Below are 12,005 nucleotides of genomic sequence, written 5' to 3'. Positions count from 1 at the left end.
TGGCTTAGATTTCCCTCCGGTTCAATGCCCCGGCAATGTATTCGGCCTGCCGGATCGCCAGGGCCACGATGGTGAGCGTGGGGTTGGCCGCCGAACTGGACGTGAACTGACTGCCGTCCGAAATGAACAGGTTTTTCACGTCGTGCGCCTGGCCCCAGCGGTTGACTACGCCGTCGCTGGCCTTCGCACTCATGCGGTTGGTGCCCATGTTGTGGCTGGCCGGATAGGCAGGCATGTCGATCACGCGTGTCGCACCCACCGCCTCGGACACCTTGCGCCACTGCACTAGGCCGTGCGCGGTAATCTTTTCGTCGTTTTCGTGATAAGTCTTGGTGACGATCGGGATGGGCAGACCGTACTGGTCTTTCTCCGTGGGGTGCAGCGTGATGGTGTTCTGCTCGCGGGCCATATCTTCACCGCAGACCCACACGCAGCTCATGTGGTCGTACATCTCCATGGCCGATGTGAAATCGCGCCCCCAGCCGCCCGGCTTCATGAACGCGGCCGTGTACGGCAGATGAATGGCCAGGCCTTCGAGGTAATAGCCGCCGACAAACCCGCGCTTGGTGTTGAGTGGCACCTCATCGGCCACCACCGCCGCGATGTCAAAGCCGCGATACATGTAGACCGGCTTCTTGTGGATCGACACCGCCGCCGCCGTCGCGTGGTTCATGTAGTTCTTGCCCACCTGCCCTGAAGAATTTGCGAGCCCGTTGGGGAACATGCTCGACGCCGAGTTCAGCAGCAGCCGCGGCGATTCGATGGAGTTGCCCGCCACGCAGACCACCCGCGCCTTCTGCAGTTGCTTGCGGCCCTTGTTGTCGACATAGAGCACACCATTGGCACGACCCTGCTTGTCATGCTGGATCTGCAGCACCATCGACTCGGGCCGCAGTTCGACATTGCCCGTAGCCTGGGCGCGCGGCACTTCGGTGTAGAGCGTCGACCATTTCGCGCCGATCTTGCAGCCCTGCATGCAGAAACCGATCTGCATGCAGCCCGGGCGACCGTCGTACGGTTCGGAGTTCGACGCAGCCGGACGCACGATGTGCTTGTAGCCGACCTTCTTCGCCCCCGCCTCGATCACCTTGTAGTGGTTGTTGGGCGGCATTGGGGGCAAGCCGCTGGCCTTGGTGCCGCATACGCCCATCTTCTTCTCGGCCAGTTCGTAGTACGGCTCAAGCTCGGACAGCGTGATCGGCCAATCCAGCACGTTAGCCCCGTCGATGGCGCCGTAAGTGGTTTTGGTGTGGAAGTCGTGTTCCTGAAAACGCAATGCCACGCCGGACCAGTGCACCGTGGAACCACCCACGCCCTTCACGATCCAGGCAGGCAGGTTCGGATACGTCTTGGTGTGGTGCCAACCACCCGCCGAGATGCGTTTGTCCAGCCACGAAATCTTGTTGAACATGGCCCACTCGTCGTTCTCGAAATCGGCCTGCGTGTAGTGCTTCCCCGCTTCCAACACCACGCATTTGACGCCGCGCTGCGCCAGCTCGTTGGCCAGTGTGCCGCCGCCCGCGCCCGAGCCGACGATCACGACGACGCTGTCGTCGTCGAGGGAAAACTTTGCCTGATCCGTCATGATGGTTGTCTCCTTTTTTTATGTGCCGAGGCTTAGAGCCAGTCGATGTCGTCAAAGCCGCGGTGCAGGTAACCGCCCTTCTGCCACGACGAGCCCTCGTAGCCGAACAGGGGCCAGAGCTTCTTGTTGTTGTAGAGGCCGGTGACCAGATCGCCCTGGACCTTCTTGAAGAAGGGCGTGGACTCGATGTCCTTGAGCAGCAACACACGTTCGTTCTCGGTCTTCACCTGGGCATAGGGCACGCCATAGCGTTGCCTGGCGCGTTGGTCCAGGTCGTGCACGCCATCGATCAGCAGCGCCTTCACTGCGGGGTCCTTGCCTGCGGCCACGTCATAGGGCGCGACCGCCTCCACGTAGAACTTCTCGGCCAGCTTGTCGTGCGGATAGATGTCGCGCGCCATGCGCACCAGCGTCTTGCCGGTGACGGTGCCTAGACGAAGAAAGCTCTGCTCGACCACCACATCCTTCGTAACCGCCATGGCCGCAGGTACGACCGTGACGCTGATGGCGGCCAAGCCGCCACCGCGCAGAAAGCCGCGTCGCGACACCTTGGGTTGCTTGTCCAAAACCCGCATGGCGGAGCCAGCGGCTGGCGTGGGTTTCATGTTGGTTGCCTCCGTTATCGGGCGAGCACAGCGCGCGCCTTATCTTGTTGAAATGCACAACGTTGACCGTGGACTCACGGGCCTGCCGTGGCAGACCGGGTGGCCTGCGCCGGATGCTGCACGCGGCGCGAATGGCGGGATTCATTCGTGGGGTCATGCTCGCCAAGCACATCGACCAGCATGTGGTGCAGGCCCTCGGCCAGTACGGTTGCCAGCAGCGGCGCACCCAGCTGCTCGGTGCAGGACGTCGTGCAGGCCTGCAGGCGCTGGGCATCCGCCGGGTTTGCCCCCAATGCCGCGCAAAGCAGCGGCCAGTCCGGCGACGAGATGAGCGTGCCGCACGTCAGCAGCACGCCTGTGCGCCGACGTACCTGCGCGAGGCCGACGATCTTGCGTTGCCCGACCACCACCTCCCACGGCGACAACGAACCGAAACAGGCCCACTTGAGCGATCGGGCCGGCGGCGTCATCTGCAGTTCCTCGGGCGGCACGGCATAGGCGGGAATGCCGACGTCTCGCAGCAGCCCTGCGTGCAGCACGCCCAACCATCGGTAGCTCGACACCGTGCCGGTGCCCGCCACCAGCGGGTGATCGGCCGGCAGCACGATCGACGCCGACAACATCCAGGGCCCGGCCAGCACCGCACCGCCTCCGGCGTCGCGCACAACCACCGGCGTGGCACCGCTTGCCATGCCCGGATGCAAGGCCGCCTGCGCACGGCCCAGGACAACACCGGGGCCCGCATACGTCCACAGCCGCACCGCAGGCCGCAGGACCGGTTGCGCAAGTTGCGCGCGGTTCCACTCCTGCTCTTCTGCGCAGTGGATTCCGTCGGAGAGAAAGTCGGACGCGAGCATCACAGGCCTTCGACAGTTTCCAAACGCGTCTTCAGATCGCTCAGGAAGCGTGCGGCCGGGTAGCCGTCCACCGCGCGGTGATCGAAGATCAGATGCAGACCCATCATTGGCGCAATCACGATGCTGTCGCCCTTGACCACCACCCGCTTGGCAACGCGCGTCACCCCCAGGATGGCAACCTGCGGCACGTTGATGATGGGCGTGAAGCTGTCGATGCCCGTCATGCCAAGGTTGGTCACGGTGAAGGTGCCGTGCTGATAGCTGCCCGCCGACAACGTGCCGGCGCGGGCGCCTGCCGCCAGGCGGCGGCTTTCGGCGGCAATGTCGGCCACTGACTGCGTGTCGACATTGCGCAGCACCGGCACCATCAGCCCTTCATCCAGGCTGACGGCCAGGCCGATGTTGACTTCGGGCATCAGCTCGATCTCTTTCTCGAGCAAGCGGGCGTTCAGGCGCGGATGCTCGCGCAGTGTCAACGCCACCGCACGCAGCACGAAGGCCGTCAGCGTGACCTTGCACTGCGGCCCGAGCTGCTGCTGCAATGCCTGCACGGCAATCTCGAGCCGGGTGGCATCCACCTCGATCGACTGCGCCACGCGCGGCACCTGCCAGGCGGCGCTCATGGTGCGGGCGATGGCACCACGCATGCCGGCGAGCGGTACGACACGACGCACGCCGGCATCGGGCGCGAAAGCGAGGGCTTCGCTCATGCTTTCGGCTCCAGCCGGGCGAGCACGGCACCGCGCCCGAAGGTATCTTGCGCCGCCACCTCCAGCACAGCGACAACGCCATCAGCAGGCGCTGCCACTTCGTGCGTGGTCTTGACCAGCTCGACCACCGCCAGTGCCTGCCCCGCGCTCACTGCATCGCCGGGCTTGACCAGCCAATCCTGCAACAGGGCCTCGGTACCGTCTTCAACGTCCTGCCAGACGGCGTCGGACATCACGATGTCGATCATGCTGCTTCTCGCTTGAGTGAATAGGAAACGGGTTGGTGCTGCACCAGTGCACGCACCTGGACGACGATGCTGTCGACCTGTGGAATGACGAACTGCTCGAGCGGACGGGAATACGGGATGGGCACATCGGGCACCGCCAGCCGCCGCACGGGCGCGCGCAATGCCACGGTGTCGAGGTTCTCAGCCACGATGGCGGCAATCTCGCCTGACAGGCCGAAACTCAGGTAATCCTCGTCGGCCACCAGCAGCCGCCCGGTTTTGGCCACCGAGCGCAGCACGGCCTGACGGTCGAGCGGCACGATGGTGCGAAGGTCGATCACCTCGACATCGATGCCCTCGGCCGCCAGTTGCTCGGCCGCGAGCAGCGACTTCTGCACCATCTGCGAGAGCGTGACGATGGTCACGTCGCGGCCCTCGCGTGCCACGCGGGCCTGCCCGAAGGGAATCGTGTAGGCCTCTTCGGGCACCGCGTTCGTGCTGCCCTCGAAATAGGACATCCACGACAGGCCCATGATGCCCTTGTGGTAGCAGAAGATGACCGGGTTGTCGTCGCGGATGGCCTGGATCATCAGGCCCTTGGCGTCATACGCGTTGGACGGCACGACCACCTTCATGCCCGGCATGTGGGCAAAGCTGGCGTACAGACATTGCGAGTGCTGGGCCGCGTCGTTGTAGCCGCCGCCGATGCCGGTCGTGATGACCGCGGGCAGCGCGACACGGCCGCCCGACATGTAGGTGTTCTTCGCCAGATGGTTGTAGATCTGGTCGAAGCACACGCCGAAAAAATCCACGAACATCAGCTCGGCAATGGGGCGCAACCCTTCTGCCGCTGCCCCGAGTGCTGCGCCGATAAACGCGGTCTCCGAAATCGGCGTATCCATGATGCGATCCGGCCCGAAGCGGTCGAGCAGCCCGGTGGTGGCGCTGAAAATGCCGCCGTACTTGCCGATGTCTTCGCCCATGACGAAGACACGCGGGTCGCGTTCCATTTCCTGGCCGATGGCTTCGGAAATGGCCTGCGCCATGGTGAGGGTGCGCGCGCCCTGCGCCGCGCCTTGTGAGGCTTGCATGGTGAGTCTCCTGTGATGGCCGCAGGGGCTGCTTAGTGAACGAAAACGTGATTCAGCGCGTCGCTCGGATCGGGGTATGGGCTGTTGCGGCCGAAGTCGTAAGCCGCATCAATGCGCGCCGCGATAGCGGCCCGCAGTGAGGTGTCCGTGTCGTCATCAAGCAGGCCCGAAGCACGCAGACTGCTGCCGAGCAGGTCGATGGGGTCGGACTCGCGCAGATGCTTCGCTTCGTCCTTCGGGCGGTAGGTTTCCGGATCTCCCTGGAAGTGCCCGAGGTAGCGGTCGGTCTTGACCTCGATGAGCGTCGGCCCTTCACCGCGGCGCGCGCGGGCGATGGCCTCGCCGGCCGCGTGATACACGGCCACGGCGTCGTTGCGGTCCACCAGCACGCCTGGCATGCCGTAGCCTGCAGCACGTACATCGTTGGAAGGCACGGAGGTCGAATCGGCTTTCTCGACAGAGATGCCGTACTTGTTGTCTTCGCAGATGAAGACGACAGGCAGCTTCCATAGCGCCGCCAGATTCAGCGATTCATGGAACGCACCCTGATTGGCCGCGCCCTCGCCAAACACCGCAACGGCCACCCAGTCCTTGTTCAGCTTGCGCGCAGCCAGTGCAGCGCCGCAGGCCTGCGGCATGCTCGCGCCAACGATGCCGCTGCACGAGAACTTGGTCTCCGGGTGAAACAGGTGCATATGGCCGCCCTTGCCGCGCCCCAGGCCCGTTGCCTTGCCGAAGATCTCGGCGGTCATTTCATCCAGGGGCACGCCCTTGGAGATGGCGAAATGGTGGGCACGGTGCGGGCCGACCACGGTGTCTTCGGGCCGCAGATGCGCACACACGCCCACCGCCACCGGTTCCTGCCCTGCCGACAGGTGCATCTCGCCAGGCACAGGGCCGGCGCCAATATCAAAGGCCAGGCCCTTCTGGATTTTCGGCGGCAGCTTGCCTTCCAGATAGACCTTCGCCATGACCTCTTCGTACTGGCGAATCTCGATCATCTTCTCGTACATCCACAGAAGATGTTGCGGTGTCGGGTCCATGCAAAGTCTCCTCTTGCTTTCGTATCGGTGTCCGGCTGCTGTGCCGGCTGACCGGGAATTGCAAGAGGGGTGCCAGCTGCATGCGGAAACGGGACGCGTGCATGGGAATTACCCGCAAAGCCTTTCAGTGCAAGGAATTGCGACGATGCAACCGGAGATGGCAAGGCACCTGAAGACGTCTCGGCAAAGCGCTGCCGAACGAGACAGACGTCGCAGTGAATGCGACAGGTGTCTCACTCAACCGTCATGCGTGAGCAAAAGAAAAGGGCCCGAAGGCCCTTTGTCTTGATGCAACCGCCAGACAGGTCACGCCGCCGGAATGCGCAGCTTCTGCCCGGGATAGATCTTGTCCGGATTCGACAGCATCGGCTTGTTGGCTTCGAAGATGGCCGGGTACTTGTTGGCATCGCCGTAGAACTTCTTAGCGATGGCCGAGAGCGTGTCGCCGCGCTCCACGGTGTGCCATTGCGATTCTTCCGACTCGGTGTTGACCGACATCTGGTCATCCACCGACTTGATGCCCTCGACGTTGCCACAGCACAGGATGATCTTCTCGCGCGTGGCTTGGTCGGGCGCTACGCCAAACACCTTGGCAGCATCGCCTTCAACCTGCACTGACAGCGCCGTGGCGCTCAGGCCCTGCTGCGCGATGTAGTCCTGGATGGCCTGGCCCTTGGCATCGTCGGCTGCCTTGGCGGCATCGGCATCCGCCGACGCATCGGCCGGCGCGGCGGCAGCGCTGCCGTGGAAGAGCTTCTCGCCAGCCTCTTTGATGAAGTCAAAAAAACCCATAACGACCTCCATAAGTACACAACGGGGAACGGGAAAGCAGAAGGGCGTGCCCCAGTCGGGCTCGCCCGTCGCGGCAGTGTAGCCGCTCACCTACGGTGTCTCCATGACAGTCTCGCGCGCAATTGCAAACTTTGCGCCCCGCTTAGGCGTCCATGAGGCGCTTCACCCACTTTGCATGCTGCATTGCAACAAAATCACTGGCACACTGTCTTACCAATATCAAAACCACTTGCGACCCCTCGGAGAGCACGGGCACCATCGTCCTCATCCGCGCTCATTTCCGCCGCCATGCACCGTACTTGGATGAAATCCATCACCCGGCTAGTCGACGCCCTGACCACCCCAGGTTTTGGGCGCCAGTCATGGCCGCCCAAACCGGTCAAGCCGCTCAAGCCAACCGCACGCCGCGATAATCCGCGCCGCGTACGTCCCACGCCCACCCAGGGCACCTTCGTGCGCGAACAGTTCATCTACGAACCCGAGTCCCCTGCCGTGGTGGCACGCCGGCCGGAATACTGGCTGTACACACCGCCCCTACGCGGCAGCAAGCCCCCCGCCCTGATGGTGATGCTGCATGGCTGCAAGCAATCGGCAGAAGTGCTGGCGCATGGCACACGCATGAACGCACTGGCAGACCGCGAGGGCTTTATCGTGCTGTATCCGGAGCAGCCGCGCCGCGCGCATCCGCAATGTTGCTGGCACTGGTATGACCCGGAGCACGCCGGTGCGCGCGAGGCCGATGGCATTGCCCAATTGATCCAACAAACCTTGGCACAAACTGGAGCGGACCCTTCGCGCGTGTATCTGGCAGGCTTGTCAGCCGGCGCGGGATTGGCCGGCCTGCTGGCATTGCGTCATCCGAAACTGCTCGCCGCGTTGGCACTGCATTCCGGCCCGGCCTTGGGCGTGGCACGCTCGCCGGCGTCTGCATTGAACCTGATGCGCCGCGGGGCACGCGTCGACGCCGTCGATGCGCTCTCAAGCGTGGTGAACGTGGCCACCTACCCCGGCATGCCGACGATGCTTCTGCACGGCCTGCGCGATGAGGCCGTCAACCCCGCCAACCAGGCGCAGTTGGCCGCGCAATTCCGCGCACTGAATCATCTGGGCGACAAAGGCAACGTCTCACGCGAAACCACGCGCGGCGAGGGTTACGTCCTGCGCAACGACATGCGCGACGGCGAATGCATCGTCAGCCTGTGCCAGCTCACCGCCGCGGGCCACGCCTGGAGCGGCGGCGACCCGCGCTACGCATTCCACGCACCGGGGCCCGACTCGACGTGGCTGTGGTGGCAATTTGCGCGCAGGCACGTTCGCGACACAGCGCTGGCGGCGTAACCCACGTCAGAGATCGATCGACTGCTGGACCGAGTTGCGTCCCAGCAATTCATCGATCAAGCCATAGCCGCGCGTGAGCCCGGCATCTTCGGCGGCTTCACGCGTGGGCAGCGGGCGGTCGTCATGCGAGTGGGCGACGAGCGTTTCGACGGCCGTCGGGTCTGAGCCGGACTCGCAGATGCGCACGACAAAATCCCACTGCATGGGTCCTTGCCCCCCTTTGTCGGATTTGCGCTCGGCACGGGGAATGGCCAATACGTAGACGTCGAAGTCTTTGTACAGCTCGGTGCGCCAGTTCGATTCCATTGTCATGTTGCCTCCCGGAAGGCGCCGCGGCCGCTCACTGGTCGGTTGCGGCGTCGACAAACCTGCCTGCAAAAAAAAACAGGCCGGTACATGACCGGCCTGTCGTTGCATCATCAGCATTCACCCTTGCGCGCGTGGCCCGGGGGGCAGTGGTAGCGGTCGTCGCGATCGCGGTCACGGCCACGCCAGCGGCCGTCGTCGCCGCGGTCCCAACCACCGTCACGCATTTGCCAGCCGTGCGGACCCTGCTCCCAACGCGGCTCGCGCCAGTGGTAACCCGGTCTGCCATGTTCACGATAGCCGCGACGCCATACATAGCGGCCATCGCGCCATTGCCAGTAACCCGGCACCCATACGTAGCCCGGCTGCAAGACCGGCACAGGCTCGTACTGCGGCGCCGGTGGCGCGTAGGTCGGGCCGATCTGCACACCGATCGACACCTGTGCCTGTGCAGGCAAAGCGATCGACCCGGCCACACCGGCAGCCGCCAGGCATGCAGCGAGAATCCATGCGTTTTTCTTCATGTGAGGACCTCCTTCTCAAACCAATCGAACTTGAATGGATCGTAGCATCGGGTTCCGCCGTCGCCTCTAGGGTGTTACGCGGCGTTACCTCCCTTACCGGAGGGCGGAAATGTGTTCACGTTTGCGTGACGTTGCGGTCGTTCCTCGCCCAGCCACGCACAAAACGCCTGCACCACTTCGTCACCAAGATTGCGCGCAGGGCTGTACCAGTAGTAACTGCGTGCGACCAGCGCGAGATTCGGGAACGGAGCCACAAGACGCCCCTCCTCCAGATCATCCGTGATGAGCGCCGATGGTCCCATCGCGACACCCAACCCATCGATGGCGGCTTGAATCGACAGATAGAAATGCTCAAACGTAAGCGCATGCGCGGGCCGCAGATTCGGCACGCCTGCCAGCACCAGCCAGCTTGGCCACACCGAAGGCAGCGTGTCCGAATGCAGCAGCGTGTGATGTCGCAAGTCGGACGGAGCCGACAACGGCAAGCGCTCCAGCAACACCGGGCTGCACACCGGAAAGCGACTCTCGTCTAGAAAGCGTCCTGACTGAAAGCCCGCATGAACCTCCGGCCCGCCGCGAATAATCACGTCGAAATGATCGGGCAAGTCTTCGATCTCTTCGATGGACGTGGTCAGCCGAACCTCCACGCGCGGAAAGCGCATCTGAAACGTCGAGAGCCGAGGAATCAGCCAGCGCATCGTGAACGTCGGGATGCTGTTCACGCGGAGGATGCGCACCGCGTCGCGGTCACGCAGCGCTTGGCTGGCCGTGCTGATGCGGTCAAGCGCCACGCCAATCTCCGCCAGGTAGCGTTGCCCTGCATCGGTCAGTTCCACCCGCCGATTCAGCCTGCGAAACAGCGATACACCGAGCCACGCCTCCAGTGCCTGAATCTGACGGCTGACCGCGCCATGCGTGACGTTCAGTTCTTCGCCCGCACGCGTAAAACTCAGATGGCGCGCCGCCGCTTCAAAGGCGCGCACTGCATTCAGTGGGGGCAGCGTCCGCATATCACGTGAGTTTTTTGCACAGATCGAGTCAGTATATATCGATTGTTGACCACACTTTATGGCGCTACGCTGGCACCTTCTTGCTCTCGCTGACACTGCATCGAGTGAGAAAAATCGACCCGATTCTCACTTCACGCCCATCGTCATCGTGACCCCCGCCGTTATCGCCCTGGTTCTCTGCGCCGCCCTGCTCCATGCCTCATGGAATGCGTTGCTGAAAAGCGGCTCCGACCGCCTGCGCGCCATCACGCTGATGACGCTGGCCTCAGGCGTGGCGGCAATACCGATGGCGATTGCATTGCCATTGCCCGCGCCGGCCGCGTGGCCGTATGTGGCGCTGTCCGCGGTACTGCACGTCGGCTACAACGTGTTTCTTGCGCGCGCGTATCGGTTTGGCGAGTTCGGGCAGGTGTATCCGATTGCGCGCGGATCATCGCCACTGCTGGTAACGATGGGCGCCGCGCTGTTTGCGGGCGAAATGCCGGGTGTGATTGCGCTGGCGGGCGTGGTGCTGGTGAGCGGCGGCATTCTCAGTTTGGCGCGCGGCCGCAAGGCCGACCTTGGCTCCACGCTGGCGGCACTCACCACGGGCGTATTCATCGCGTGCTACACGGTGTGCGATGGTATCGGCGCGCGGGCAGCGGGCAATGCAAACGCGTACTCGGCATGGCTGTTCATGCTCGACAGTCTGCCAATGGTGCTGCTCTATCGCGTGTGGAAAGGCCCGTTGAACATCGACCTGCGCGACGCCACCACACTGAAGACGTTTGGCGGCGGCGTGGTCTCACTCGTCGCATACGGCATCGTCATCTGGGCCGTGACGCTCGCGCCGATGGGCCCCGTGTCGGCCTTGCGCGAAACGTCAGTGGTGTTTGCCGCGCTGCTCGGCCGACTGTTCCTGAAGGAGTCGCTCACAGCGCGGCGTCTGTCAGCCTGCTCGGTGATCGCCTTCGGCGCCTACTGCTTGGGGCATCCGGCCTGAGTACAGCACTCAAGCGGCGCGCGGCGGATATTTGACCTCGAGGATGTCGATCTGCTCGACCCCCGTTGGGGTGCGCAGCGGCACCGTATCGCCCTCGCGCGCTTTGATGAGCGCACGCGCAATCGGCGAGATCCAGCTCACGTGCCCAATATCCAGATCGACCTCGTCCATGCCGACGATGGTGACGGTAGTCTCATCACCACGCTGATTGACGTAGGTGACCGTCGCACCAAAGAAGATCTGATCGTTGTCGCCCTGCAAGCTGGCGTCGACGACCTCGGCCTTCTCGATACGGCGCGTGAGAAAACGGATGCGACGATCGATCTCGCGCAGGCGCTTCTTACCGTACAGGTAGTCGCCATTCTCAGAGCGATCACCATTGGATGCAGCCCACGACACGATGCCAACCACTTCGGGCCGCTCCGTGTCGATCAGGTGCATCAGCTCGGTGCGCAAGCGCTCGTAGCCCGCCGGCGTGATGTAGTTCTTGGAACCCGGGGGCAAGGGCGCAGCACCCTCGGGCAGATCGTCTTCGTCATCGCCGGAATCTTCCCGGACGAAAGCCTTGTTCATGATGGAAGCCACGGTGGATCAAGGCTCCATTATAGAAAGCTGGCCCCTGTCGAAGAAAAAGTGAAGAAGGGGGTTCACAAGACCGAAAATCTCTGTATAATCTCATTTCTCGGTTGCGGCTGTAGCTCAGTTGGATAGAGTACTTGGCTACGAACCAAGGGGTCGTGGGTTCGAATCCTGCCAGCCGCACCAACCTAATACGAGAACGAAAAGGGCTTCCAGAAATGGAAGCCCTTTTCTTTTGCCCGCTTCGGCTTCGCGTGCAGCGCGATGTCAACATCGCTCGCGCACGTGCGACGAGCGGCCCACAAACAAAAAAAGGCGAAGCCTTATAGCCTCGCCTTTTTTGTTCTTCGCGCGAA

The 12,005-nt window shown here is 63.3% G+C and carries 14 protein-coding genes and 1 tRNA gene; 3 read left to right on the top strand and 12 right to left on the bottom strand.

Annotated features, from left to right (window positions below):
* Positions 1-4: 4 nt before the first annotated feature.
* The 8 genes from BG83_RS0102500 to lysM form a co-directional block, all read right to left on the bottom strand.
* Positions 5-1,585 carry a GMC family oxidoreductase gene (locus BG83_RS0102500; RefSeq protein ID WP_024975245.1) on the bottom strand — a complete coding sequence of 527 codons (1,581 nt, stop codon included), beginning with the start codon at positions 1,583-1,585 and terminating at the stop codon, positions 5-7.
* Positions 1,586-1,617: 32 nt separating this feature from the next.
* Entirely contained in the window at positions 1,618-2,190 is a 573-nt protein-coding gene (locus BG83_RS0102495) for a gluconate 2-dehydrogenase subunit 3 family protein (RefSeq protein ID WP_152543660.1), read from the bottom strand.
* Positions 2,191-2,264: 74 nt separating this feature from the next.
* Positions 2,265-3,047 carry a lipoate--protein ligase family protein gene (locus BG83_RS27570; RefSeq protein ID WP_024975243.1) on the bottom strand — a complete coding sequence of 261 codons (783 nt, stop codon included), beginning with the start codon at positions 3,045-3,047 and terminating at the stop codon, positions 2,265-2,267.
* Positions 3,047-3,757, bottom strand: a complete 711-nt coding sequence (locus BG83_RS0102485) for a dihydrolipoamide acetyltransferase family protein (protein ID WP_024975242.1) — start codon at positions 3,755-3,757, stop codon at positions 3,047-3,049. Before BG83_RS0102485 ends, BG83_RS27570 begins: the two co-directional genes overlap by 1 nt.
* A complete protein-coding gene (locus BG83_RS0102480; protein WP_024975241.1) occupies positions 3,754-4,005 on the bottom strand; it encodes a lipoyl domain-containing protein in 252 nt (83 codons plus the stop codon). The genes BG83_RS0102485 and BG83_RS0102480 overlap by 4 nt, the downstream gene beginning before the upstream one ends.
* Positions 4,002-5,075 (bottom strand): alpha-ketoacid dehydrogenase subunit beta, encoded by a 1,074-nt coding sequence (locus tag BG83_RS0102475; RefSeq protein WP_024975240.1) that lies wholly within the window; start codon positions 5,073-5,075, stop codon positions 4,002-4,004. The genes BG83_RS0102480 and BG83_RS0102475 overlap by 4 nt, the downstream gene beginning before the upstream one ends.
* Before the next feature lie 32 nt (positions 5,076-5,107).
* Complete coding sequence (locus BG83_RS0102470; RefSeq protein WP_024975239.1) at positions 5,108-6,118, bottom strand: thiamine pyrophosphate-dependent dehydrogenase E1 component subunit alpha; 1,011 nt, start codon at positions 6,116-6,118, stop codon at positions 5,108-5,110.
* A 306-nt stretch (positions 6,119-6,424) separates the two neighbouring features.
* Positions 6,425-6,910 carry a peptidoglycan-binding protein LysM gene (gene lysM / locus BG83_RS0102465; RefSeq protein ID WP_009241111.1) on the bottom strand — a complete coding sequence of 162 codons (486 nt, stop codon included), beginning with the start codon at positions 6,908-6,910 and terminating at the stop codon, positions 6,425-6,427.
* A 303-nt stretch (positions 6,911-7,213) separates the two neighbouring features.
* Between lysM and BG83_RS0102455 the strand changes: the two genes are divergently transcribed.
* A complete protein-coding gene (locus tag BG83_RS0102455) occupies positions 7,214-8,248 on the top strand; it encodes a PHB depolymerase family esterase (protein ID WP_024975238.1) in 1,035 nt (344 codons plus the stop codon).
* A 6-nt stretch (positions 8,249-8,254) separates the two neighbouring features.
* On the opposite strand, the gene BG83_RS0102450 is transcribed toward BG83_RS0102455, so the two are convergent.
* The 3 genes from BG83_RS0102450 to gcvA form a co-directional block, all read right to left on the bottom strand.
* Positions 8,255-8,560: a hypothetical protein gene (locus tag BG83_RS0102450; protein ID WP_024975237.1), complete on the bottom strand. Its 306-nt coding sequence runs from the start codon at positions 8,558-8,560 to the stop codon at positions 8,255-8,257.
* Positions 8,561-8,667: 107 nt separating this feature from the next.
* Positions 8,668-9,078 (bottom strand): YXWGXW repeat-containing protein, encoded by a 411-nt coding sequence (locus BG83_RS0102445; RefSeq protein ID WP_024975236.1) that lies wholly within the window; start codon positions 9,076-9,078, stop codon positions 8,668-8,670.
* Between the two features lie 74 nt (positions 9,079-9,152).
* A complete protein-coding gene (gene gcvA, locus BG83_RS0102440) occupies positions 9,153-10,088 on the bottom strand; it encodes a transcriptional regulator GcvA (RefSeq protein WP_024975235.1) in 936 nt (311 codons plus the stop codon).
* Between the two features lie 148 nt (positions 10,089-10,236).
* Here gcvA and BG83_RS0102435 point away from each other — a divergent pair, with 148 nt between their 5' ends.
* On the top strand, positions 10,237-11,070 hold the full coding sequence (locus tag BG83_RS0102435) for a DMT family transporter (RefSeq protein WP_024975234.1): 834 nt from the start codon (positions 10,237-10,239) through the stop codon (positions 11,068-11,070).
* Positions 11,071-11,079: 9 nt separating this feature from the next.
* On the opposite strand, the gene greB is transcribed toward BG83_RS0102435, so the two are convergent.
* Complete coding sequence (greB, locus tag BG83_RS0102430) at positions 11,080-11,643, bottom strand: transcription elongation factor GreB (RefSeq protein WP_024975233.1); 564 nt, start codon at positions 11,641-11,643, stop codon at positions 11,080-11,082.
* Between the two features lie 115 nt (positions 11,644-11,758).
* Between greB and BG83_RS0102425 the strand changes: the two genes are divergently transcribed.
* Positions 11,759-11,835: transfer RNA gene (locus BG83_RS0102425), tRNA-Arg, on the top strand.
* Positions 11,836-12,005: the final 170 nt, after the last annotated feature.

It is taken from the genome of Ralstonia pickettii (assembly GCF_000607165.1).
GTDB classification, from domain to species: Bacteria; Pseudomonadota; Gammaproteobacteria; order Burkholderiales; family Burkholderiaceae; genus Ralstonia; species Ralstonia holmesii.
Note: the sequence above shows the minus strand (reverse complement) of the source record. Positions and strands in the feature narration are given on the sequence as shown.

What these genes read in the sequence shown, in the direction of transcription:
- BG83_RS0102500 (WP_024975245.1), bottom strand. Translation starts at nt 1,585, where the DNA reads ATGACGGATCAGGCAAAGTTTTCCCTCGACGACGACAGCGTCGTCGTG.
- BG83_RS0102495 (WP_152543660.1), bottom strand. Translation starts at nt 2,190, where the DNA reads ATGAAACCCACGCCAGCCGCTGGCTCCGCCATGCGGGTTTTGGACAAG.
- BG83_RS27570 (WP_024975243.1), bottom strand. Translation starts at nt 3,047, where the DNA reads ATGCTCGCGTCCGACTTTCTCTCCGACGGAATCCACTGCGCAGAAGAG.
- BG83_RS0102485 (WP_024975242.1), bottom strand. Translation starts at nt 3,757, where the DNA reads ATGAGCGAAGCCCTCGCTTTCGCGCCCGATGCCGGCGTGCGTCGTGTC.
- BG83_RS0102480 (WP_024975241.1), bottom strand. Translation starts at nt 4,005, where the DNA reads ATGATCGACATCGTGATGTCCGACGCCGTCTGGCAGGACGTTGAAGAC.
- BG83_RS0102475 (WP_024975240.1), bottom strand. Translation starts at nt 5,075, where the DNA reads ATGCAAGCCTCACAAGGCGCGGCGCAGGGCGCGCGCACCCTCACCATG.
- BG83_RS0102470 (WP_024975239.1), bottom strand. Translation starts at nt 6,118, where the DNA reads ATGGACCCGACACCGCAACATCTTCTGTGGATGTACGAGAAGATGATC.
- lysM (WP_009241111.1), bottom strand. Translation starts at nt 6,910, where the DNA reads ATGGGTTTTTTTGACTTCATCAAAGAGGCTGGCGAGAAGCTCTTCCAC.
- BG83_RS0102455 (WP_024975238.1), top strand. Translation starts at nt 7,214, where the DNA reads ATGAAATCCATCACCCGGCTAGTCGACGCCCTGACCACCCCAGGTTTT.
- BG83_RS0102450 (WP_024975237.1), bottom strand. Translation starts at nt 8,560, where the DNA reads ATGACAATGGAATCGAACTGGCGCACCGAGCTGTACAAAGACTTCGAC.
- BG83_RS0102445 (WP_024975236.1), bottom strand. Translation starts at nt 9,078, where the DNA reads ATGAAGAAAAACGCATGGATTCTCGCTGCATGCCTGGCGGCTGCCGGT.
- gcvA (WP_024975235.1), bottom strand. Translation starts at nt 10,088, where the DNA reads ATGCGGACGCTGCCCCCACTGAATGCAGTGCGCGCCTTTGAAGCGGCG.
- greB (WP_024975233.1), bottom strand. Translation starts at nt 11,643, where the DNA reads ATGAACAAGGCTTTCGTCCGGGAAGATTCCGGCGATGACGAAGACGAT.